Consider the following 22,991-nt stretch of genomic DNA (forward strand, 5'->3'; position numbering starts at 1 on the left):
TTGGCAACGGGTGAAACCTTAGCATGCGGTTGAGTGGGATCTCCAATCGGTATCGCGGCGGTGCGGGAATGTGAGCCAGGCTATTGTCTAGCCGGACAAAAGCTCCCAAACTTCCAGGTCAGCGCTGCCCGAACTGCCCCTCGTGGACGACGTCGGCGACGGTGCGGCGGCGTACGGCGAGTTGAGGGTTTTGGGGTGGGAGGTCGGGGGCTCGGTAGCCGATCGCCACCGCTCCGATCGGGTCATACTCGGCGGGTACGCCGAACTCCGCGCGGAACGCGTCGAGGTGAGCTGGGACGGCGCCCGGGTCGTTGGAGATCTCGGAGGGCGGCATGATCCAGAACAGGAAGCCGCCCAAGCCCTCGTCGACTGCGCTGAGCAGCATGAGCATGGTCGCCATTCCGGCGTCGATGTACCAGTACGGCGCCGGCCACTTCTGCTCCGCGTTCTCCAGGGTCCAGCCCTTGTCGGGTTGGGCGTACCGCTCGAGGTAGCGCGCCTTGTGGGCGAGGGGGATGACGACGAGCGGTGCGTTCATCGTGGCGGGTGTGTACCGGACCTGGTTCTGGACGAACGGCCAGAACCGAGCGCGATCCTCCGCCGAGGTCAGCACGAGGAACTCCCAGCCCTGGGCGAAGCCGGCGGATGGGGCGCGCAGCGCGTTGGCGAGGATGCGCTCCACGATCTCGGGGGCGAGCGGGCGATCCTCGAACTGGCGGACCATTCGCCGGCGGCGGATGACGTCTGCGAATTCCATGATCGTGGATTCTTGCAGACCCGCCGACCGTTCGCGGCCCCCCTTCGCCCCGCCCCTCCGCCTCCCGCCCCGGACGCGGCCATCACGCCGATGCGCGCGTTGATCATGGGGTTTCCGGTGCCGCCACACCGTCGACACCACAGTTAACTCCATGATCAACGGGGAGAGGACGGGGAGGGGGCGGGGGGAGGGGGAGGGCGAAGAAGCGCTGGCCGTGCAAGTCGTCACCATACGGAGGGATCTCGGCGTACCCGAGGGCTTGGTAGAGCGCGATGGCTTCGGGTAGTGCTTCGTGCGTGTTCAGGCGCAGTTCGCTATAGCCGAGAGTGGCGGCGTGGGATTCCAGGGCGGCCAGCAGTCGCCGTCCTACTCCGAGGCGCCGGGCGGACGGGCTCACCCACATGTGCTTGATTTCCGCGGTGGTCGCGGAGAGCGGGCGAAGTCCTACGCAGCCCACGGGTGAGACTCCGTCCGACGCCACGAGGAAGAGGGCGAACGCGGTTGCGGGTAGGAGGTCGTCCGGGCCGTACCCCTCCGGGAAACGACGGGACAGCTCTTCGGCGTACGCGTGGAGGCAAGAGCGAGCGACGGCGGATCCGGCGGCGACGGGCTGGACCTGGACGGCCGCGAGCCGCAGGAGGCGCTGGACCTCTTCCATCGCGTCAGCGAGGCGTTTGCGCTGGTCAGGCGTGAGCGGGTCGATGAGCGCGGTGACCGATTCGTCGGAGCGGGTGTCTAGATCTGACACGGCCGCGTGGCCGGCGTTGGTCAGGACGGCGATCCGGGCGCGGCCGTCGTCCGGGTGGCGGTCGAGTTTGAGCAGGTCTTGGCGTTCCAGCGCGCGCAGCAGGCGGCTGAGGTAGCCGGAGTCGAGGCCGAGTCGAGTCCGGACGGAACGGACATCGGCGTCGCGCGAGAGTTCGTAGAGCAGGCGGGCCTCGCCGAGTGAGCGTGGGCCCAGGTAATGGTCGGTGAGCACGCCGATTCGTTGCGTGTAGTAGCGATTGAACTCCCGGATGCGACCGGTGACCTGCTCCATGCGGAAAAGTATCTGACTAAAGTCAGCCATTCTCAAGGGCAACGTGGAGAGCGAAAAATGCGTCCATCGATTGTGCTGAAGCGAATCTTCACGGCCCTGGCCGTGCTCGCGGTGACCGCCGCGTGCTCCAACAGTGGCGAGCAGACCGACACGCCGAGTCTGACGCAGCGCGGGACGATCGTGACGACCGCGAAACCCACCCGCCAAGACCTGGCCAACCGGGTGAGCCTCACCGGCAAGGTCACGGTCAACCCGGTGTTCGGGCTGGTCGCGCCGGTGACCGGGCAGGTCCGGTACGTGACGGTGACGACGCCGACGAGCACCCCGAAGAAGGCGACCAAGGTGGCCACGGTCGTGGCGAAGGGCAAGTCGCACGTCGTGAACGTGCCGGCCGGGGCGATCTTCACGGGACGGCTGGCCGACGATCGGTCCACAGTGCAGGCCGGGATGCCGATCGTCTCCGCCAAGCACGTCGGCTACGGGATCGTCGCCGACATCGACGGGGCGCAGGCCTACAAGATCTCCGGGGCGCTGTCGACGGTCCGCGCGCAGATCACCAACGGTCCCGGCCCGTTCGACTGCCAGGTGCTCGGCACGATCGCCGCGCTGCCGGCCGGGGTCATTCCCGACCCGCCGGCTCAGCAGCCTGATCCGACCGCGTCGCCGTCCACGCCGCCGGTGGTCAAGGAACCGCAGCAGAACACCCCGCCGTCGGAACCGACCGGCATGCGCGTCGTCTGCACCGCGCCGGCCTCGGTCAAACTCATCAACGGCGCCGCGGTCACCATCGAGGTGGTCACCGAGCGCGCGACCAACGCGCTGGTCCTGCCGGTCGAGGCGGTCGCGGGCGGTCAGGGCAAAGGCCAGGTCGAAGTGGTACGCGCGGATGGGACCCACGAGACCCGGGAAGTGGTGCTGGGGCTCACCGACGGGAAGGTCATCCAGATCAAGTCCGGGCTGACCGAGGCCGACACCGTGATGGTTCCCGGGCCGGACCTCCCGCCCGCGCAGAACACCGGTGAACAGGGCGGACCCGGTGCCGTGGTGACCAAGTGACCGCGCTGATCGAGCTGACCGGCGTCACCAAGACGCTCAAGGGGCAGCAGGAGCCGCGCACCATCCTGTCGGGAGTGGACCTCAGCGTCCACGCCGGCGAGAGCGTGGCGATCCTGGGTCGCTCGGGCTCCGGCAAGAGCACCCTGCTCAGCCTGATCGGCCTGTTCGACCGGCCGGACGGCGGGCAGTACCTGCTCAACGGCAAGGACATCACCAAGCTGCGGGAGCGCAAGGCGGCCGCGCTGCGCAGCGCCGAGTTCGGCTTCGTGTTCCAGCGGTTCTTCCTGCTCAAACATCTGACCGCGGCGCAGAACGTGGCGATGGCGCTGGTGAACGGGCAGGGCTGGCTGCCCCGGCGGCACCGCAAGGCGAAGGTGATGGCGGCGTTGGAACAGGTCGGCATCGCGCACCTGGCCAAGCATCGGCCGGCCCGGCTGTCCGGCGGCGAACAGCAGCGGGTCGCGGTGGCGCGGGCGTTGGTCCGGCAGCCGAAGGTCCTGCTCGCCGACGAGCCGACGGGCGCGCTCGACACCGAGACCGGCAACCTCGTGATCGACGTCCTGCACGCGACCACGGAGTTGGGCTGCGGGCTGGTCCTCGTGACGCACGACTGGGATCACGCCCGCCGCATGGGACGCGTCGTACGCCTCTCGGAAGGCGTACTGCACACCGAGGATGCGGGGGTTCTGGCGTGAGGCGGTTCTCCGGGCGGCTGCGATCCGCCCTCATCATCGGCGTCCAGGGAATCCGCGCCCGCAAGACGCGGACGCTGCTGTCGATCGTGAGCCTGTTCCTCGGCGTGCTCGCCGTCGTCGTGGTGCAAGCCGGAGCGGAGACGGCCAACCGAGCCGCGCTGGCCAACATCGAACTGATGATGGGCAAGGACGGCACCATCCAGATGTGGCTGCCGGACGAGAAGCACGCCATCTCGCTCACCCTCGACACGCTCAAGGGGCGTACGGACGCCGTCGGCGCCCTCGCCGTCAGCGCGATCATCGGCGAACCGGGCGTCAATCCGATCAATCCCGGTGGCGCTCCGCTCGACCAGCCGTACGACTTCGGGCCGCAGGGGCGTGGCCAGTTCTTCTGCGACGCGCAGGGCTACTGCAAGGAGGTTCCGCCGCAGCAGCAGGCCGAACAGATGCCCACCGGCGCGGCGATCGAACTCAGCCTCACCGGGCTCACCGGCGACGTGCGGCCGTTCCGCCCGTACCAACTGGTCGCCGGGCAATGGCTCGACTTCACCGGCCCGCCGTCGCTGGCCCCGCGTGTCGTCGTCAACAAGGCCGCCGCCATCGGATTCGGCCGGTACCAGATTCCGGCCGAGATGCGCATCCGTGGCGCCAAGGCCAACCCGACCCCGCGGATCATCGGCGTCGTCGACGACGGGCGGGATCAGCCGGCGGCGTACGTGCGGGCGGATGAGCTGACGAACTGGGTTCCGACGACCACCCAGGGCCTGTTCGGCGGGATGGAAGTCCTGCGTACGCCGGACGCGTACGACGTCGAGCAGATCCTGAAGCGGCGCCTGCTGGCCGACGGACTGACCAGCGACCAGATCAGCTCGAACATGATCCAGTCCAAGAAGGAGATCGAAGGCCAGCTGGCCATGTTCCGGCTGATCTTCCTCGGCATCGCCGGACTGGTCCTGCTCATCGGCATCGCCGGCATCCTCAACGTCGGCCTCGCCACCGTCGGCGAACGCGTCGAGGAATTCGCACTCCGCCGAGCGGTCGGCACCCCCAGATCCCTCCTGGCCGGCATCGTCCTCGCCGAAACACTGCTGACCGGGCTGTTCACCGCGGCGGCAGCGATCGGCGTCGCCTCCGTATGCCTCAAGATCGTCGGCCGCATCCTCGGCGGCCGGGAACCGGTCCTCGCCCACATGGACTTCCCGTGGCAGGCCGGAATGGCCGGCATCCTCGCCGGGCTGGTGGCCGGGCTGCTGGGCGGCCTGATCCCCGCCATCCGGGCCGCACGGATTCCCATCGCGACCGTCATGCGCGCCTAGCCTTTGCGACCAGATCAGGGTTGTGCATGCTTCCGAAGCCCTCGGAAGCATGCACAACCCTGATCCGCATGGATGAGGCGTCGGGTACGGGGAAGTCCCGTGCTGCTCGTCGGCACCCTCGTTCTCGCCCTGCTGCTCGGCATCGGCGGCTGGGCCGGGTTGACGCTGATGGCGGCGGCCGGCCCGCAAGCCGCCGAGATCACGCCCGGCGACGTCGTCGCGTTCACCGCGGACGGCGACGTGCGGGTGGACGACAAGGACCTCACCAACGACGTCACCCCGTGGCTCGGCGGCCGGTTCGGTGCGGCGCTTTGGGTGCACGACACGGAGGCGTACACGCTGCTCGTGGCGGCCAGCCGCGACGATCGCAAAGCTCGCGAGGGCCTGGAACGTCTGCGGGGCCGCGAAGGCTCGGGCAAGTTCGGCTTCGTCGTCGGCGACGGCTACGTCGTCACAGCAAGGGGTACGCGTGACGCCCAGGCCGCGGCCGAGGCGGCGAACGCAGCGGCCCAGGCCACCCCGTTGGCCGGGGTCCAGGCGTACGCCGACGCCGTGAAATGGCTGCCGGAAGAGCACTTCGCCCACGCGTACGCCGACCTCGCCGAGGCAGGTGAGGCGATGACCGCCATGATGATGTCGCAGCTGACGGACCTCGGTATGGACGAAGAGGAAATCCCCGAAGACGTCCTCGCCGAGGAGTTCATCTCGTCGGACATGTTCTTCGGCGTACCCGGCCTGACTGGAAAGCAGCAGGGGACCCTCGTTGTCGGCGCCAGCGCGACCGACGACGGCGTGGAGGTTCGCTACCGCACCTTCGGAGCGGCCGCGACGATGGTGGCCCCACCAGCCGCCGACCTGATCGCCGCGGTCGGCGGCCTCTCCGCCGACGCCATCGTCGCGGGGTCGGCCGCGATTGGAAAGGTGCCGGAGGGCCTCGACGGCTTCTTCGGCCCGACCACCCTGGACCCTGAGGATCTGGAAGGGCTGGACCCTAAGCAGATCGCGGAGATCCAGGCCGAGTTCGCGAAGGCCCCGGACTTCTCGAAGGCGATCAAGGCCCTCGACTCCTCGTTCCTGGCGTTCGCTGTGACGGGGGTGCGGGGCGAAGTGCCCATGCTGTCCGCGACCCTGCGAACCAAGGACGCGGCCGCCTCGGCGGACGTGGCGGCGGCGCTGAAGTCGCTGGAGATGCAGCTGACGGTCACCGTGACGGGCAACACCGTCCAGGCCGTCTCCGACGGCTACACCGCGACGGCGAAACTCTCCAGTTCGCCGCTGTTCCAGAAGGCGATCGAAGGGCTGCCGAGCCACCCGGATCTGCTCGTCTACGTCGACCTGCCGAAGTATCTCGCCCCGGCCGACGACGCGCGGATGCGCGATCTCGCCGCCCCGATCAAGGCTCTCGCCTTCGCGTCGGCACCGCTCGGCAGCGACAGCGAAGGCATGGTGCACCTGATCATCGAGTGAGGCTCGTGGCAGGCGGGTCCAGCGACCCGCCTGCCACAGCTTTGTCAGACCGGCCGCCTACCATCTGCTGGATCGCCCAGACGTCAGTGGGCGTGAGGGACGGCGAGACCGTCGCCAGCTGGTTATCCTGCGCACCGTGATCTCCGAAGACGCCGACGCCGACCTTCGCAAGCTCGCCGACGACGCTACGTTCGCTCATGCCGACGCCGCCCGGTTGGCGCTGCGATTCCGGGCCACGGGCGATGTGGCGAGCCTGGTGGCGGTGGCCGATGATCCGCATCCGTGCGCGATGATCGAGGTGCTGGTCTTCCTCGCCGGTTGGAAGCGGCCCTGGCTGAACTGGGTGCCCATGCCGAGCGAGGCCGTGTGCGAGATGGCCGACCACATCGGAAGGCAGCGGGCGGAAGGCGACACCATCACGATGACGCGGACTGCCTTGACCGCACCGGAACCGGCCAGCGCGATGATGGCGTTCCAGCGGGTGGTCGGCGGTACGCCGATCGACTATGTCGGCTTCCCGCAGCCGGACATCAGGGTTCCGCTTCACCGAGGGAAGTACGCGATCTGGCGCTACGACGGCCGGCGGCCTGTCGCGTCGGCTCCGGCTCCCTCCGCCCAAGCCGTTGAGCTGTTGCACGAGACGGCCGAGGAGGCGTGGCCCTCACCGCTAGCGGGGTACGCCGCCGCGCGCCGACTAGGCGAGCTGCCGTTGCCGGACCTCCTCGGCCTGTTGGCGCACCTGCCGTCGCCTCCGGATACCCCACGCTGGCGGCATCTGGCCACGGTCTCGCCGACCTATTGGTACCGGATGATGCAGCCCTGGGTCTGCCTGGCGATCCTGCGGCATCAGGAGGACGAGCCATGGACGGACTCGATCCGGCGGCAGGTGCTGGTCGATCTGGCGCTGGGGGTGGAGGACTGGGCTGCGGACTCGGCATTGTTCGCCCTCGTGACGGCGGCCTTCCGCGATCCCGCCGTACGCGAAGAGGTCCACGGCCTGGTTCGTGCTCGGCTCGATGCCACAGTCGAAGCGTCGAAGAGTCGCGTCGTGACGATCGCGGCATCGGTAGCCCATCTGATGCTCGTCACCCCAGGCTGCCGGGCCGGCGATCGGCGGCTCGCGCAGCGGGTACTCGCGCGTTCAGGTGGCGGTGCGAAGCCGGGGTGGCGTCGGTGGCTGCCATGGCCGTGATCCCGGACCTGCCACGCCGTCTGTCGGACGACGAACTTGACCGGGTCCGCCAGCGCGGCCGCGAGGTCGCTGCTGTCCTGGCCGAAGCGGGCCTGCCCGTCGATTTCCAACCGGATCCCGTCGGTCCGCCCACCCAAGAACCAGGTGTTCACCTTCAGCTGTCCGTGGACACTCCGCTCCTCTCACGATTCCGACCACCGCGGGCTTCGAGAACGGTCCCGGCTACGACATGTCGCCCGCCTCGATCTGGGTGAAGCCGAAGCCGCTGGGCTGATCAACGGGTGAGCGTCCCGAGGTTGCGGAAGATCTGGTCGAGCGTACGGACGTGCGGATTCTCCTCGCGCCACACCAACCCCCATCGCAGGCTCGGCGCGTCGCGTATCGCCAGGTAGGTGATGTCCGGCCGGGCGTAGAAGCGGGCGGCGTGCGCACCGAGCGGGTGGATCATCTGACCGGCGCTGACCAGCCGCAGTATCTCCTCGAATCCGGTCACGTACTGGCGGTTGTCGACCGGGCGGCCGCTCGGGGTGGCGTACGGGGTGTAGGCGTCCTCCCAGTAGTCCGGGATGTGCGGTTGCCCGGTCGCGACGAGGTGGCCGTCGCCGAGGATCTCCTGAGTGACCTCGCTCCGGCCGGCGAGCGTGCCGGCGGCGGAGACGGCGAGGACGCGCGGTTCGCTGAAGACGACGGCGCCGACGGTCAGGTCGGGCTCTTCGACGGGCAGCCAGGCGATCAGCGCATCGATCTGTCCACTGCGGAGGGCCGCGAACGGGTCGACGAAGCTGTTGAACCGGATCTCCAGCCGACAGTCCGGATGGCGGGCACGGAACGCTTCCCAGGCGGGCATCAGGTCGTGGGCGACGTCCGGAATCAGGCCCACGCGCAGCACGCCCGTCAGGCCGCGCGCGGCCATCTTGGCGCGCTGCATCGTCGCGCGCAGCTCGTGGTGGACCAGGGCCAGATCAGCTCGCAGTTGTACGCCGAGCGGCGTGAGCGTGACGGTCCGGCTGGTGCGGACGAACAGCGGCCCGCCGATCAGCCGTTCCTGCTTCTTGATGGCCTGGCTGACCCGGGACACCGTGACGTGCAACCGCGCGGCGGTCCGGCCGAAATGCAGTTCCTCGGCCAGCGTCAGGAAGATCTCGATGTCACGCAGTTCCATGAGCAGCTCCGTTGATCGCTGGGTTAACGCACGTTGCGAAACAACGCGTTGATCCCGCTTCGAGGAGAATCCCAGACTGGGACCGCAATTTCAGGCCGGTCCGTCGCCCAGCGCGACGGCTACCCGAGAGGAACTGCGATGTCCGAGTACGCGCGGCGACCGACGGCGATCGGCATCGCCGTCGTCGCGAACCTACTGATCGCCCTGGCCTTCCTGACCATTCCGCTGCTGGGGCTCGTCTACGGGGACGACGTGCAGACGGCGGCCGAACAGGAAGTCGTCGCCCAGGGCCTGCCCGTCTCCGTACTGGCCGACAACGATCTCAGCTTCCGCGAATCCGGCGTGGCGATCGTCTTTCCCGTCGTCATCGCGCTCGGCATCGCTCTGCTGGGCTGGTGGCTGCGTACGGGACGGCCGGCGGCGCGGATCGTGTCGCTGATCGTGATGCCGGTGGTGATCCTCGGCAACGTGGCGATTCTGATGAGCAACGCGTCGGCGGTCTCGGCGCTCCAGACGATGTTCGACCGGTCCAACGATGCCGACCTGCGTCGGCTCGATGCTCAGGCGCTGTTCGACGCCGCGCTGGGGGCGTACCCGGATTGGCTGCCGGTGTTGACCGCGATCCGTAACACGCTGGTCTTCGGTTGCGCCGTGCTGGTCATCGTGCTGCTGCTCGCGCCGTCGGCCCGCGCCTACTTCCGGTCGGCCAAGCAACCGGCCACCACACCCGCCTGACGCGACCGCCACGCGCCACTGCGGTTGTACGCGCATGACCCGGCCGTCGCGGGGCGGACGGCCGGGTCAGGCGAACGGGTTTCAGTCAGGCGGCTTCGGCGACCGTTCGCCGCTGGCCGACGCTGTGGGCGATGCCGAGCACCGCCGCGACGGCCACCCCGAACGTGATCGTCAGCAGCGCCGAGATCAGCAATGTCTGGCGGCCGCCGACCGCGGTGACCAGCGGCCCGCCCAGCATCACGCCGAGTGCGGTGGACGGGAGGGTCAGCGCACTGCGCGCCGCCAGTACGCGACTCAGCGCGCTCGGCGGGCTCAGCCGCTGGAACAGCGCGGTGCAGATCGCGGTGAACGGGCCGTAGATCAGGCCGCCGATCGCCATGCCGACCAAGCCCGGCGCGACGCGGTCCGTGAGCCCGAGCGGCAGCAGGGCAGCGCCCCAGCCGAGGATGATGCTGATCACGATGAGCCACAACGGTTGGTGGCGCAGGAATCCGGCGGCCAGCCCGCCGACGGTGCAGCCGACGCCGAACACCGTCCAGTACAGGCCGAGCAGACTCGCTGAGGCGTGCGCCTCGGTCGCGACGTGGATCGGCAGCGCCACCTCGACCGGGCCGTAGAGGAAGAAGAACACGCAGGTCACCGCGAGCAGGCCGAGCAGCTTCGGCTGGCTGCGCAGCGTACGCCAGCCACCGGCCGCGTCGGCGGAATCGTCGGGTGCGGCGGTGACCGTGGACGCGTACCCGGGCGCGGTGGCCCAGCAGATCGCGGCCAGCACCGCGAAGCTGACCGCGTCGGCGGCGATCACCCAACCGGGGCTGACCGTGGCCAGCAACAGTCCGCCGAGCGCCGGGCCGACGAGGATCGCGGCCTGGGTGAAGGTCGACACGAGGGCGTTGCCGGTGACCCGGTCCTGTTCGGGCAGCACCTCGGCCACCATCGTGTACGCGCCCGCGTTGCCCCAGGCGTGCAGCAGCGACGACACCGCGAGCAGTGCCACGTAGAGGGTCGGCCCGAGCACTCCGGCGACGGCCAGCGCCGCGATCGTGCCCAGGACCAGCGCTCGCAACGAGGCGTCGACCGCCACCAGGCGTACGCCGCTGAACCGGCGCACGAACCGGGCGAGCAGGGCGGCGCCGAGGGTCGCCGGCAGGGCGTACGCCGCGACGGCGAGCCCGGTCCAGATCCCCGCCTGGCCGGCCGGAGCGATCTGCACCGCGAGCCACGCCACGGCGACCATGCTCATCCCGTCGCCGAGCGCGGAGACGAGCATGCCCGGAAGAATCCGGCGCAACGCCGGCTGCCGGAGCACCCGGCCGTACGACCCGGCCATGTCAGCGATCCTGCAGCAGACCGAGGACGTTGCCGTCGGGGTCGGTGACGGTCGCGACGACCCGGCCGCCGCCGACCTCGCGTACGGGGTCGTTGACGGTGCCGCCGGCGGCCACCACCTCGGCGAGCTTCGCCTCGATGTCGTCCACCTCCCAGTACGTCACCGGCGCGGTCATCGCCTGCGGGCCGCCGCCCAGCACCAGCCCGACCTGCTGGCCGCCGATGTCAAACCCGACATAGTAGGACGAATCAGTCTGCGGCTGGATGCCGAGCAGCGCGGCGTACACCTCCTTGGCCTTGGCGAGGTCGGAGACCGGGTGAAGGACGGTCTTGATGCCCTTGGTGGTCATGATCACTCCTGACGCGGTTGTCGTTGCCCTGGTTGAAGCCTCGGCCACCGAGAGCCCGCGCACATCCGTGGTCACCACGGGGAGCACCACGGATCCGGCGGGGGATGGGGCACAATTGCCGCGTGACGGCGGTCCAGGCGGGTATTTCCACGCGCGAGGCCGAGGTGCTGGCCCTGCTCGGGGAGCATCTCAGCAACGCGGAGATTGCCGCGCGATTGTTCATCTCGGTCCGGACCGTGGAGACCCACGTCTCCTCGATGCTGCGCAAGCTCGACGCCCCGGACCGGCGGGCCCTCGCCCAGCTCGCGGTGGAGTGGGGGCGCGCGGCGCGCGGCGGCGACGTGACGCTCGGGCTGCCCGCCCCGGTCACCTCCTTCGTCGGGCGCGCGCAGGAACGCGCGGCCCTGGCCGCGGCGGTCACGACTCATCGCCAGGTCAGTGCGGTCGGCCCCGGCGGCGTGGGCAAGACCCGCCTCGCGCTGGCGGTCGCGGGGGACGTCGCCCCGGAATTCCCCGACGGCGTGTGGTTCGTCGATCTCGTCCCGATCACGGACGCCGCGATGGTCGGCGCCACGGTCGCCGCGGCGGTCGGCGTGGGCGAGCAACAGGGCCGCGGCATCGACGACACAGTCATCTCCGCGCTCGCCGACCGACGCGCGCTGCTCGTTCTCGACAATTGCGAGCAGGTACGCGACGGAGTGGCGCCCTTCCTCGAACGGCTGCTCGCCGCCGCCCCGAAACTGACCGTGCTGGCGACCAGCCGCGCTCGGCTGATGGTGCCGTTCGAACGGGTGCACCCGATTCCGCCGATGTCCTTGACGGGCGACGACGACTCCGACGCGGTGGCCCTGTTCCTCGACCGGGCTGCGGCGGTCGGCTGGCCGGTCGCTGCCGAGCAGCGGGAACAGGTCGCCGAGATCTGCCGAGGCCTTGACGGGGTGGCCCTGGCCATCGAGTTGGCCGCCGCGCGGCTGCCGATGCTCGGCCTCGACGGGCTGAGCGGCGTACTCGCGGATCAGTTGCGCGTGCTGACTGGTGGCGCACGCGCGGACGACCGGCACCGCTCCGTACGCGCGATGCTCGACTGGAGCGTCGCGCTGCTCGACCCGGCCGACCGTACGCTGCTGCACCGGATCGCCGTGTTCGTCGCACCGTTCACTGTGGACGCGGCTGCCCAGGTCGCCGGAGCGACGATGGACGGACTTGCCCGGCTGACCGAGCAGAGCCTGCTGTCGGCGACCCCGGCCCCGGGCGGCATGCGGTACCGGACGCTGGCGACCATCCGCCAATGCGGCCTGGAACAGCTCGCCGCGAGCGGTGAGCTGGACGGCGTACGCGCTGAGCAGTTGCGCTGGTGTCTGGCCATCGCGACCGGGTTGGCCCAGGATCCCAAACCGGGCGCGGGACCGTGGCGGGCGCGGTTCGACGACGTCGCCGACGACATGCGTGCCGTGCTCGGCTGGGCGGTGACCGCCGCGGATCATCGTGGCGACGCGTACGCCCTCGCCGTCGCGTTGGCGAACCTGGCGTTCACCCGGAACCTGATCGGTGAGGCGCAGCTGCGCTACGAACAGGCCGCCGCCCTGACCGGCGACCCGTACGCCGCCGGTGCGGCCCTGCGGCAAGCGGCCGCCGTCGCGGGCTGCCGCATGCGCGGCGACGACATGTATCGGCTCTACTACGCGGCAGCCGAGACCGCGCGCAGCGCCGGGGACGACGCCGGAACCGCGCGGGATCTGGCCACCGCCGCCGCCACCGTCTACCGGTTCTCCGGCACCTTCGCCGAACTGCCGCCGGCCGGTGAAGCGGCCGCGCTGCTCGCCGAGGCGCAGGAGCTGGCCGGGGACGATCCAGCGGCGTCGGCAGCGGTCGCCCTGGCCGAATGCGGCGTGCTCAGCGACACCGCCGAGGCGGACCTGTCGGAGGCGGTCAAGCGTGCGGAACGAGCCGTCGACCTCGCGCGTACCAGTGGCGATCCGCTGGCGCACAGCGCCGCGCTCGACGCACTCGCTGCCGTCCAGTGCTGGGCGGGCGACACGTTCGCCACCGCCGCCTCCTCGCGCCAGCGCGTCGACCTGCTCGCCAAGGTTCCGGCGGCGCCGGCCGCCGCCCTCGAACGCACGAACGCCCTGTCCGAGGCGGCCGAGTCGTCCGTCGGTGTCGGCGACCTGGCCGCCGCCCGCCGCTGGGGCGAGCAACTCCGGGATCTGCCGCTGCTGGCCGAACGCGGCGACTTCGCGACCTCGCGCCTGCTGCTCGCCGACGCGCTCGCCGGGAACGCCGAGGGCGTACTGGCTGCTTGCGGTCGGTTCCGCGACGCGTGGGGACTGTCGGGCGGGCTGCATACGCCCACCCTCGCCACCGCAGCGGCGGCCGTTGCGATGATCCACGGCCTCCGGGGCGACGAAACCGCCCGCGCCGAATGGCTGGGGATCGTCGACGAACTCGACGTCGCCCCGGAGCTGAAAGCCGGTTACAGCCGCGTGTTCGACGCTCTCGTGCTCCTCCACGAGGGCCGGGCCGGCGAGGCGTTCGCCCTCTTGGCGACCGAACCCGACGAGATGAGCGAATGGGCCATCTGGGTGTGGCGGCACTGGTATCTCGCCGTACGCGCCGAAGCCGCGGCCCTGTCCGGACAGCCGGACGCCCGCGACCAGATCGCCGCCGCCCGCCCGATCGTGGCCGGCAACCCGATCGCGTCCGCCCACCTCGACCGCGCGGAAGCGTTGCTGGACAACGACTCCAGTCGCGTACTCGCCGCAGCGGCGGCGTTCGAGGCCGCGGGCAGCCGCTACCAGCGGGCGCGGACGCTCGTCCTTGCCGGCGGTGACCACGCGAAACAGGGCGGCGCCGCGCTGACCGACCTCGGCCTCACCCCCGGTACGCCATGATCAGCGGAAGTTTCGTGGCGCTATGACACCGCGAAACTTCCGCTGATCGTGAACGGTGCGGGTCAGGCGACCAGCGAGTCGATCTGGTTGATCGACAGCGTGGCACCCTCCACGATGCCCATGTCGAGCACCTGCTGCAGCCCTTCGGCGGTCTCGTACGTGCTCACGTACGTGGCCCGGGTGCCGCCGTCGTGGGCGGCGAACCGGTAGGTGTTGCGCGAGACGGGCATGTCTGACAGCGGCTTGAAGTCCTCGTCGGCGAACCCGTCGTCGAAGCCGAAGCCGGTCGGCTGGTCCACCGTCGTGATCAGCCAGTATCCGGAGTGCTTGTCGCCCTCCGGGCCGGTCATGAAGTACGTGACGCGACCGCCGGGCGTCAGGTCGTGCTCGACCACAGTCGCCGGGTAGGTCGGCGGGCCCCACACCTGCTCCAGCTGGCGCGGGTCGGCGTACACCTGCCAGATCCGCTCCACCGGCGCGGCGAAGTCCGCGATGATGGTCAGGGTCAGGTTGTCGATGTCCTGCTGGACGTCGGTCACCGGCATGAGTCAGTCCTCCTGGTCGAAATCCGACGCGATGAGCGCGTCGATGCGTGAGATGCGGCCATGCCAGATCTGCTCCAGCTCGGTGAGCATGGACCTCACCGACCGCACGGCCTCCACGTCGCCACTGGCCAGCTGTTCGCGGCCGTTGCGCCGCTTGGTGATCAGCCCGGCCTTCTCCAGCACGACGACGTGCTTCTGGACTGCGGCGAAGCTCATCTCGTACTTCTCCGCGAGTGCCGAGACGGAGTGCTCTCCGGCCAGCACCCGGCGCAGGATGTCGCGTCGTGTGCGGTCGGCGAGCGCGTGGAACAGGGCGTCTGCCCGATCTTCGCTCTCGGTCACGCTTCTAATGTACAACCAAATGGTTGTACGTTGTCAAGCGGTCCGGAAAACCTGCTCCAGGTCGGCCGCGACCGCCTTGGCCGGCGCAGTCGAGCGGTCGCCCTCGCAAGCCGCTCAGGGGCACTGACCTCGGTTGATCAGAGTCGGACGCGACCCGCATCGACACAGGCCACTAGCCGTAACCGTCGATGTGTGGTAGGAATCCTTCAATCTTCCGGCCGAGTCTGAGAATTTCCTTCATAGGGAGACGTGTATGAGAAAGGTGATGGCCGCCGCGGCCGTCCTCGCAGCTTTGATCGCACCCTCGGCGGCTGCGCCCGCGACTGCGGCCGTGGCGGTGGCGGCCGTCGCGCCACAGCCGGGAACTTACGTGGGCAAGGGTTTCGACACCTGCACCGCGCCTTCGCAGTCGGCGATGAACGCGTGGAAGGCCAGTTCGCCGTACGGGGCGGTGGGCATCTACATCAGCGGCTCCAGCCGGTCCTGCTCCCAGCCCAACCTCACCGCGACGTGGGTGTCCAACCAGGTCGCCAAGGGCTGGCGGCTCATCCCCATCGAACTCGACTACCAGGCTCCCTGCGGCACGCGTACGCCGAAGATGTCCAGCGACCCGACGACCGCCCGCTCGCAGGGCGCCAGCCGGGCGACCAGCGCGGTCAACGCCGCCAAGGCCCTGGGCATCCCGGCCGGCAGCGCCATCTACAACGACATCGAGCAGTACCCGACCAGCGCCTCCTGTCGGGCGGCGGTGTTGTCGTACCTGTCGGGCTGGACGGTCCAGCTGCACGCCCTGGGTTACCTGTCCGGCATGTACTCCAGCGGCTCGTCCGGAGTCCTCGACGTCTGCAACGCCTACGACGACCCGCAGTACACCCGGCTCGACCACCTCTGGATCGCCTGGTGGAACGGCGTCGCCAACACCGCCGGCGGCCAGTACTGCGCCGACACGGCGTACCCGAACCACCAGCGCCTGCACCAGTACTCCGGCGACGTCACCGAGACCTGGGGCGGCGTCACCATCAAGATCGACCGCAACTATCTCGACGTCTCGACCGTCGTGACCGAGCCGCCGACGGAGTGGAGCACCATCGTCGACAACTCCGACACGAGCCGGTTCACCGCCAGCGCGAGCTGGGGCACGTCGAGCTACTCGACCCAGCGCTACGGCGCGGACTACCGGTTCGCCGACCCGGTCGCGGCCAGCGATCCGGCCTGGTACAAGGTGAGCATCCCGGAGACGGCCACCTATGACGTCTCGGTCTGGTACCCCGCCAACACCGGCTACAACAGTGCGACGCCGTACGTCGTGGTCACCAGCACGGGCAGCCAGTCCGTCGTGGTCAGCCAGCAGGCCAGCGGCGGCCAATGGGTGTCGCTGGGCGTCTTCACCCTCGCGGCCGGCGACTCCGACAAGGTCGGAGTGAGCCGGTGGACCACCGGGACCGGCTACGTCATCGCCGACGCGATCCGAGTGACCCGCGTCTAACCGAAATGATCATTGCGCCAGCCAAGCTTTGCCAACGGGCACATCGCCGCGGGAAACGGCATGGCTGGCGCAATGATCGCCGCTCCGGGGATCGGCAAACGTTCACCTGCGCGTTCGGTGCTGATCATCAAGCCAAGCGCCGGAGTTCGCGAACCGTCGGCAGAGTGCAGCGCGATCACACCCCTGCCACTTCGGAGCGCAACCCTTGCACCATCCTGGGCGAGCGATCGCCGCACTGCTCGCGGCCCTCGCTGTAACCGTTTTCGCGGCACCGGTCCGGGCCGCGGCGCATCCGTTCGGCGATCCGCAGACCGTCGCGATCAGCCTTGACGCCGCCCGGCCGGAAGCCGTCCACATTCGCTGGAAGGTCGGCGGCCTCGACGACCTCACGCTGCTCGGCGTATCGCTCGGGCTGCTGCCACGCGATCGGGTCATGCTCGACGGCGCGGTCTTCTACCAGGCTTCCGACGCGGCGGCGATCGGCTCGTCGCCGCGATTCACCGAGTACCTGCTGCGCCAGGTCACCGTCGCCAGTGACGGCGAGACCTGTGCTGGGACCGTGCAACCGCCCGCCGATCTGGCCAAGTCCGGGGTGACGCTCGACTTCGCCTGTCCGGCTGCGGTCGGCAAGGTCACCATCGCGGTGCGTACCCTGACCGACCTCAACTCCGCGTACCAGACGCTCGCGACCGGCCCGAACGGCGAGCGCGCGGTCTATGCCGCCGGCAAGGACACCCACGACTGGGTCCTCGGCTCGGCGCCCGGTGACGACACCAAACGCTCCGCCGCCGTGCAGCTCGGCCTGGTCGTCGGCGTCTCGCTGCTCGTCGTGGTCCTGCTTGTCCAACTGGTACGCCGAAAGCAGCGCACGAAGCGGGTGACCCGGTGACCGCCGCCGACCAGTTGCAGGAGATCCTGCGGTCGCCGGGAGTGCCGCCGCTGGCCTTCGCGCTCGCGTTCGCCGCCGGGGCCGGGCACGCGGTGACCCCCGGGCACGGCAAGAGCCTGGCGGCGGCGTACCTCGTGGGGGCGCGGGCGCGTTTGCGTGACGCCGCCTGGCTCGGCGGCTCGGTCGCCGTGATGCATACGGTGTCGGTGCTGGTCATCGGCCTGGCGTGGACGTTCCTGTCGCTGTCGGACGTCCTGCCGATGGAACTGCTGACGACCTGGCTGCAACTGGTCGCCGGCATGCTGGTCATCGGGACCGGGATCTGGCTGATCCGGCGGCGGCTGCACGGTCATCAGCACGGGCACAGCCACGACCATCCGCACGACCACAGCCATCCGCACGAGCACCCGCATCCATCGGGAAAGCGTCCGGGGCTGATCCTGCTGGGCGTGTCCGGCGGACTCACCCCGTCGCCGGCCGCCTTCCTGGTGCTGGTGACCGGGCTGTTCCTCGGCCGGGCCGGGTTCGCCCTGCTGCTCGTCATGACCTTCGGCCTCGGCATGGCCGTCGTGCTGTTCGGCGTAGGCGCGCTCGCCGTCGCGGGCAGCTCGGTCGTGGTCCGCGGCGCGCGGTCGCGATCGCTGCTCCGCCTGGCCACCCGGGTGGCCCCAGTTGTGGCCGCCGCCGGCATCACGGTGCTCGGCGTCGGCATCACCGTCCTGGCAACGATCAATCTCACCACCGTCACCTAAGGAGACGCTTCACCATGTCGCACCGACTGCGTACGGCCCGGAGGGGGACTTCCGTCCTCCGGGTCGTGCTGGCGTCCGTGCTCGTCGCCGGATTCGGGGCCACCGTCCCCGTCTCCGCCGGCGCGCAGGACGTCGCGGCCGGCACCCCGCCGACCGTCAACCTGCGTGACGGGCAGACCCTGGAAGGCACCGTCAAACTGAACGCCGGGCCGACGACCGAGAACGACTCGGTCGCCGCGCTGAAGGTCGACGGTGTCACCGTGGACACCGCGAAGACGGCCGGCACCGCGCACCTCGCCTTCGCCATGGGCGGCAACGGAACCGAGGCGCGGTACCACAACTACCTCACCGTCAACGGCCGTACCGCCGAGGCCGACCGGGTCTACTTCCCGGACATCCCCGGCGGGCAGAGCGCCGCCCTCGACTTCCCCGGCGACTGGCTGCGTACCGGGGCCAACACGATCACCGTCCACGCCGGAGCGAACTGGGTCGACTCCACCAACACAGCGGCGGTCGGTTACGAAGTCCTCCCGTACGGCGAAGGCGGCCGCTGCCCGAACTACGACGACTTCCCGTTGACCAGCATCGGGCTGAGCCTGATCGGGGTCGTCGCCGACGGCGAGCAGAACGCCTTCAGCTACACCTTCGGCGACGGCACCTGCGGCAGCTCGCCCCACCTGCTCACGCAGGACCTGACCTTCGTCGTCTCCGGCGAGATCGGCGGCACCGCCGGGCTCGGCGCCGACCTCGACACCACCACCCTGGCCAACGGCGAGCACACCGTCACCGCCGTGACGGCGTCGGGCGCGAGCACCTCGGTCAAGGTCACCGTCAACAACGCCCCGGCCGGCGCGGCCAAGGTGACCCCGGCCGACGGTTCCCGCGTACGCGGGACGCAGCCGGTCATCGCCGCGTTGCCGACCGGGACCGACGGCTCGGTGACATCGCTGAACATCGACGGCGCCGCCGCCGAGAACCCGGTGTCGCTGGCGACCGGGACGGCCGTCCTCGGCCTGACCGTCGAGGCGGGCAACTCGGTCGAGGCGAAGTACCACAACTATCTGCTGGTCAACGGCAACCGGGTGGATCTCGGCGGCGACTACGGCGTAGCCGGCGCGGAGTTTGTCACGGTGAAGTTCCCGCACCGGTTCCTGCACCTGGGCGACAACGTCATCGAGGTGAAGACCGGCGACTACAACGGCACCGTGAACGGCGCGACGTGCGCCAACCACGACGACTTCAAGCTCACCCGCAGCTCGGCGAACCTCGCGCTGACCGGTGCGGGCACGGTCACGCCGGGGACGGCGTACATCGTCACCACCGCGACGAACGGCACGGTGACCAAGGCCGAGGCGACGACGGACTCGCTCGCGCTCGGCGACGGAACCTGCGGTGCGAACAAGGAGGCGGAGTTCCACTTCGCCGTCGCCGACGCCCCGACCACCACCACGGTCGAGACGCTCGGCGCCGGCAACGCCCACCTGCGCATGTTCATCGGCGGCAACGGCGCGGACAGCGGCTTCGACAACCAGGTCCTGATCAACGGCATCCCGCTGGCGATGGGCATCTGGGAGAAGGAGACCGCCGACCTGTCCTTCCCGAACGAGTGGCTGACCCCGGGCGTCAACGTCGTCGAGTTCATCGCGGGCAGCGACCACGGCAGCGCCAACGGGGGCTGTGACAACTTCGACGACTACACCCTGCGCGACTTCGAGCTGGCCCCGGCCGGCGCGAAGGCGTCCCTGCTGACCAAGCAGATCGCGGGCACCACCGTCACGATCGGCTCGTCGACCTATCCGACCGGCAGCCCGGTGACCGTCTGGGTCGGCGACGGCTCCTGCCGCAGCAACAACAACTACGTCCTCGACAAGACGATCCTGTTCGAGGTCACCACCGACGACGGCGGTACGCCCACCGCGCTCGGCCGCCGCGCCGACGTGAACACCGCCTCGCTGGCCGACGGCGCGCACCAGATCAAGGCGGTGGCCGGCGGCAAGACCGCGACGCGGCAGTTCACTGTGGACAACACCGCGCCGGAGATCGAGAACAGCACGCCCGCCGAGGGGCAGAAGCTCACCGCGACGGTGGCCCTGACCGTCAAGGTCAAGGACGCCTCCGGCGTCGTCGGCACACCGGTCGTCAAGCTCGACGGCACGGTGGTCGCCGAGGGTTCCCAGATCGGCCACGGCCTGCCGGCCGGGGCGCACACGATCGCCGTCACCGCGACCGACGCCCTCGGCAACAAGGCGACCCGGGAGATCCACTTCACCAGCGCCAGCATCCCGGACGTGCCCACCGACCTGACCGCGACCGTCACCGGGGGCACCTCGCCGTCGGCGACGCTCACGGCCAAGACGCCCGGCGCCGACGGCACCGCCCTGACGGCGACCTTCACCAAGGCCGACGTGGTCCTGCCGACCTCGGGTTACCAGGGCACGGCCTCAGCCGTCCCGACCACGCTCGACGTAGCGCACGACGCCACCGTCAAGGTCGAGTCGCTCAAGCCGCTCGACGGCCAGAGCGTCGACACGCCGTCCGGCCGCGATGTCGTCTTCCAGCGCTACGACCTCGCTGTCGGCACCGCCGCGACGCCGGTCCTGCGTTGGGAGGGCACCATCGATCCGGCCCGGGTCGTGGCGCTGCGCGTCTGGCAGCCTGCGGCGCAGAAGTGGGTGGTGCTCACCAGCGCCCGGGGCCAGGCCGGCAAGCCGACCGTGCTGGCCGCCCAACTGGGCGCGGAATACCGTGACGGCTCGACCGCGCACGTCCTGGTCACCGGCGAGGACCCGTTCGCCGACGACCTGTCGCCGCGCGACTCGACCGCGCAGAACGACAAGGACAAGTTCGAGGACCCGAGCACGTACGACTTCGCGATCGCGCACTACACCGACACGCAGTACCTCACCGAGGGCGCGGCGGTCGGCACCTACGACGACTTCGACGGCACGGCCGAGCCGACCGATCTGGAGACGGCGGAGGAGCAGGCGATCTGGCAGGCGGCGTACCGCTCGGAGACGCAGTGGATCGCCGACAACGCGGCCGGCCGCAAGATCGCGTACACCGCGCACACCGGTGACGTGATCGAGAACGACTACTACGACCCGCTGGCCCGCAAGGCGGACGGCTCGCTCCTGCGGCCGGGCCTCGACGAGCAGGTCAACCGGGAACTCCAGGTCGCCTCGGGCTTCCAGGGCATCCTCGACAGCAACGGCCTGGTGAACCAGGTCATCGCCGGAAACCACGACAACCAGCTGGGCGCCGAGACCGGACCGGACTCGCGGTTCAGCAAGACGTTCGGTGCGAGCCGCTACTACCAGGTGGCGCAGGGCTGGCCGGCCGGGTCCGAGTACCACGCCTGGGACGAGGTGACCAACCCCGACGGGACGGTCACCCCGGGCAAGGACAACCAGAACAACTACATCCTGTTCTCGGCGGGCGGCCTCGACTTCGTCGCGGTCGGGCTCTCCTACGGCGTGACGCCACAGGAGGCCAAGTGGGCGGACTCGATCTTCAAGCGGTACAAGGACCGCAACGGGATCCTGCTGTCCCACGACTACCTGCGGCCGTCGACCAACCCCGACGGGCGAGGCGCGGACTTCTCCGCGCCGGACGGCTCGCCGCTGTACAAGACGGTCGTCGAGGCCAACCCCAACGTCTTCCTGGTCCTCGCCGGGCACGAGCACGGCGTCGGCACCAACCTGAAGACGAAGGTCGGCGTCACCGTCACCCACGACGTGGTGGAGCTGCTGGCGGACTACCAGTTCTACACCGTTTCGGCCGGTGAGCTGTGGCCCGGCAAGATCGACGCCAACGGCGACATCGACGTCAACGGCGACGGCACGATCGACCACAAGGCGACCGACCGGCTGCAGTTCGGCGCGAGCTTCCTGCGCCTGCTCCAGTTCGACGTCGCGCGGGCCGAGATGCACATCGACACATACTCGCCGTTCCTGAACAACTTCGGGGCGACGGAGTACGACATCCGGCAGGACGGCAGCCAGACCAAGCCGCGCTACAACGGCTCGGAGGACAACCTGACGCTGCCGGTCGACCTGACGACCCGCAAGACGTCGTTCTCGACCGACTCGCTGGCGGCGTACGTGCCGTCCGGGACGATCGGGACGGACCAGGTCACGGCGAACGGCACCGCCACGGCGACGTGGACCGGGCTAGCCCCGGCGACCTCGTACGGCTGGATCGTCACGGCGGAGAGCAACGACGGCGGTGTCGCGGTCGCTCAGCCGTCCGTGTTCCGCACGACGAAGGGCCGCCCGGAGGTGACCGCCACCTCCACCCCGGTGGAGTGGGGGACCGCGGCGACCGTGACCGCCAAGCTCACCGCCGCTGGTGTGCCGGTGACCGGCACGGTCGAGCTGCGGGAAGGCGACAAGGTACGCGGTTCGGCGACGCTGACCGGCGACACGCTGACGTTCCCGCTGCCGGTCGGCCTGGCCGCCGGTACGCACGAGCTGACCGTGTCCTACTCGGGCAACGACCAGCTCGAGTCGGTGCAGACCCCGGTCACGGTGACGGTGAACCTGCCGCCGGCCTGGAACGCGGGTACGCAGTACAAGGCCAACGCCAAGGTCGGCTACGACGGCAAGGCGTACCTGGCCGCGTGGGCGTCCAAGAACGCCAAGCCGGGCGACCCGAACGGCGCCTGGCAGGAACTGGCGATGACCGAGGACGGCGTGGCCGTCTGGACGCCGTCGCGGATCTTCACCGCCGGTGACGTCGTGTCCTACGAGGGCAAGACGTACAAGGCGCTGTGGTGGACGCGCAACCAGAAGCCGGGCAACCCGACCGGGGCGTGGGCCGAGGTGGCTCCGACTCCGCCGGACAACAGCCCGGCGGCCTGGACGGCGACCACCGTCTACACCGCCGGTGATCGGGTGACCTACGACGGCCACGTCTACGAGGCCAAGTGGTGGACCCGCAACCAGGCTCCGGGCGCCGCGAACGGCCCCTGGAAGCTGATCAAGTAAGCG

General features: G+C 69.9%; 19 protein-coding genes. 11 read left to right on the plus strand and 8 right to left on the minus strand.

Annotation, left to right across the window (positions count from 1 at the left end; genetic code table 11):
• Positions 1-118: 118 nt before the first annotated feature.
• Both AB0M47_RS07675 and AB0M47_RS07680 read right to left on the minus strand, forming a co-directional pair.
• Positions 119-757 (minus strand): nitroreductase family protein, encoded by a 639-nt coding sequence (locus AB0M47_RS07675; protein ID WP_363410050.1) that lies wholly within the window; start codon positions 755-757, stop codon positions 119-121.
• A gap of 103 nt (positions 758-860) precedes the next feature.
• Complete coding sequence (locus AB0M47_RS07680; RefSeq protein ID WP_363410053.1) at positions 861-1,796, minus strand: helix-turn-helix domain-containing GNAT family N-acetyltransferase; 936 nt, start codon at positions 1,794-1,796, stop codon at positions 861-863.
• 57 nt (positions 1,797-1,853) lie between these two features.
• Here AB0M47_RS07680 and AB0M47_RS07685 point away from each other — a divergent pair, with 57 nt between their 5' ends.
• The 5 genes from AB0M47_RS07685 to AB0M47_RS07705 all read left to right on the plus strand — a co-directional run bounded on the left by AB0M47_RS07685 (position 1,854) and on the right by AB0M47_RS07705 (position 7,522).
• Complete coding sequence (locus AB0M47_RS07685; RefSeq protein WP_363410056.1) at positions 1,854-2,852, plus strand: efflux RND transporter periplasmic adaptor subunit; 999 nt, start codon at positions 1,854-1,856, stop codon at positions 2,850-2,852.
• Positions 2,849-3,547, plus strand: a complete 699-nt coding sequence (locus AB0M47_RS07690; protein ID WP_363410059.1) for an ABC transporter ATP-binding protein — start codon at positions 2,849-2,851, stop codon at positions 3,545-3,547. The genes AB0M47_RS07685 and AB0M47_RS07690 overlap by 4 nt, the downstream gene beginning before the upstream one ends.
• A complete protein-coding gene (locus AB0M47_RS07695; protein WP_363410062.1) occupies positions 3,544-4,863 on the plus strand; it encodes an ABC transporter permease in 1,320 nt (439 codons plus the stop codon). Before AB0M47_RS07690 ends, AB0M47_RS07695 begins: the two co-directional genes overlap by 4 nt.
• Positions 4,864-4,962: 99 nt before the next feature.
• On the plus strand, positions 4,963-6,330 hold the full coding sequence (locus AB0M47_RS07700; RefSeq protein WP_363410065.1) for a hypothetical protein: 1,368 nt from the start codon (positions 4,963-4,965) through the stop codon (positions 6,328-6,330).
• A gap of 136 nt (positions 6,331-6,466) precedes the next feature.
• Positions 6,467-7,522, plus strand: coding sequence for a hypothetical protein (locus AB0M47_RS07705; protein ID WP_363410067.1), 1,056 nt, complete (start codon positions 6,467-6,469; stop codon positions 7,520-7,522).
• 274 nt (positions 7,523-7,796) lie between these two features.
• Here AB0M47_RS07705 and AB0M47_RS07710 read toward each other — a convergent pair whose 3' ends face one another.
• On the minus strand, positions 7,797-8,684 hold the full coding sequence (locus AB0M47_RS07710) for a LysR family transcriptional regulator (protein ID WP_363410070.1): 888 nt from the start codon (positions 8,682-8,684) through the stop codon (positions 7,797-7,799).
• A 138-nt stretch (positions 8,685-8,822) separates the two neighbouring features.
• On the opposite strand from AB0M47_RS07710, the gene AB0M47_RS07715 reads away from it, so the two are divergent.
• Positions 8,823-9,419, plus strand: coding sequence for a hypothetical protein (locus tag AB0M47_RS07715; RefSeq protein WP_363410073.1), 597 nt, complete (start codon positions 8,823-8,825; stop codon positions 9,417-9,419).
• A gap of 85 nt (positions 9,420-9,504) precedes the next feature.
• Here AB0M47_RS07715 and AB0M47_RS07720 read toward each other — a convergent pair whose 3' ends face one another.
• Both AB0M47_RS07720 and AB0M47_RS07725 read right to left on the minus strand, forming a co-directional pair.
• A complete protein-coding gene (locus tag AB0M47_RS07720; protein ID WP_363410076.1) occupies positions 9,505-10,749 on the minus strand; it encodes an MFS transporter in 1,245 nt (414 codons plus the stop codon).
• 1 nt (position 10,750) lies between these two features.
• A complete protein-coding gene (locus tag AB0M47_RS07725; protein WP_363410079.1) occupies positions 10,751-11,098 on the minus strand; it encodes a VOC family protein in 348 nt (115 codons plus the stop codon).
• Between the two features lie 122 nt (positions 11,099-11,220).
• Here AB0M47_RS07725 and AB0M47_RS07730 point away from each other — a divergent pair, with 122 nt between their 5' ends.
• Complete coding sequence (locus AB0M47_RS07730) at positions 11,221-13,989, plus strand: LuxR C-terminal-related transcriptional regulator (RefSeq protein WP_363410082.1); 2,769 nt, start codon at positions 11,221-11,223, stop codon at positions 13,987-13,989.
• A 62-nt stretch (positions 13,990-14,051) separates the two neighbouring features.
• Here AB0M47_RS07730 and AB0M47_RS07735 read toward each other — a convergent pair whose 3' ends face one another.
• Entirely contained in the window at positions 14,052-14,534 is a 483-nt protein-coding gene (locus AB0M47_RS07735; protein WP_363410085.1) for an SRPBCC domain-containing protein, read from the minus strand.
• Between the two features lie 3 nt (positions 14,535-14,537).
• Positions 14,538-14,876 (minus strand): metalloregulator ArsR/SmtB family transcription factor, encoded by a 339-nt coding sequence (locus tag AB0M47_RS07740; RefSeq protein ID WP_363410088.1) that lies wholly within the window; start codon positions 14,874-14,876, stop codon positions 14,538-14,540.
• Positions 14,877-15,129: 253 nt separating this feature from the next.
• On the opposite strand from AB0M47_RS07740, the gene AB0M47_RS07745 reads away from it, so the two are divergent.
• Positions 15,130-16,362: a glycoside hydrolase domain-containing protein gene (locus tag AB0M47_RS07745; RefSeq protein ID WP_363410091.1), complete on the plus strand. Its 1,233-nt coding sequence runs from the start codon at positions 15,130-15,132 to the stop codon at positions 16,360-16,362.
• Here AB0M47_RS07745 and AB0M47_RS07750 read toward each other — a convergent pair.
• Positions 16,359-16,541, minus strand: coding sequence for a hypothetical protein (locus AB0M47_RS07750; protein ID WP_363410094.1), 183 nt, complete (start codon positions 16,539-16,541; stop codon positions 16,359-16,361). The genes AB0M47_RS07745 and AB0M47_RS07750 overlap by 4 nt on opposite strands.
• A 26-nt stretch (positions 16,542-16,567) precedes the next feature.
• Here AB0M47_RS07750 and AB0M47_RS07755 point away from each other — a divergent pair, with 26 nt between their 5' ends.
• From AB0M47_RS07755 to AB0M47_RS07765, 3 genes are read left to right on the plus strand one after another with little or no spacing between them, the layout of a single operon-like run.
• Positions 16,568-17,251: a hypothetical protein gene (locus AB0M47_RS07755; protein ID WP_363410097.1), complete on the plus strand. Its 684-nt coding sequence runs from the start codon at positions 16,568-16,570 to the stop codon at positions 17,249-17,251.
• The gene (locus tag AB0M47_RS07760) at positions 17,248-18,003 is read left to right on the plus strand and encodes a cobalt transporter (RefSeq protein WP_363410100.1); all 756 of its coding nucleotides are present in this window, start codon (positions 17,248-17,250) and stop codon (positions 18,001-18,003) included. Before AB0M47_RS07755 ends, AB0M47_RS07760 begins: the two co-directional genes overlap by 4 nt.
• A gap of 14 nt (positions 18,004-18,017) precedes the next feature.
• On the plus strand, positions 18,018-22,988 hold the full coding sequence (locus tag AB0M47_RS07765) for a carbohydrate-binding protein (protein ID WP_363410103.1): 4,971 nt from the start codon (positions 18,018-18,020) through the stop codon (positions 22,986-22,988).
• The last annotated feature ends 3 nt before the right edge of the window (positions 22,989-22,991 follow it).

This window comes from Hamadaea sp. NPDC051192 (genome assembly GCF_040682475.1).
Lineage (GTDB): Bacteria > Actinomycetota > Actinomycetes > Mycobacteriales > Micromonosporaceae > Hamadaea > Hamadaea flava.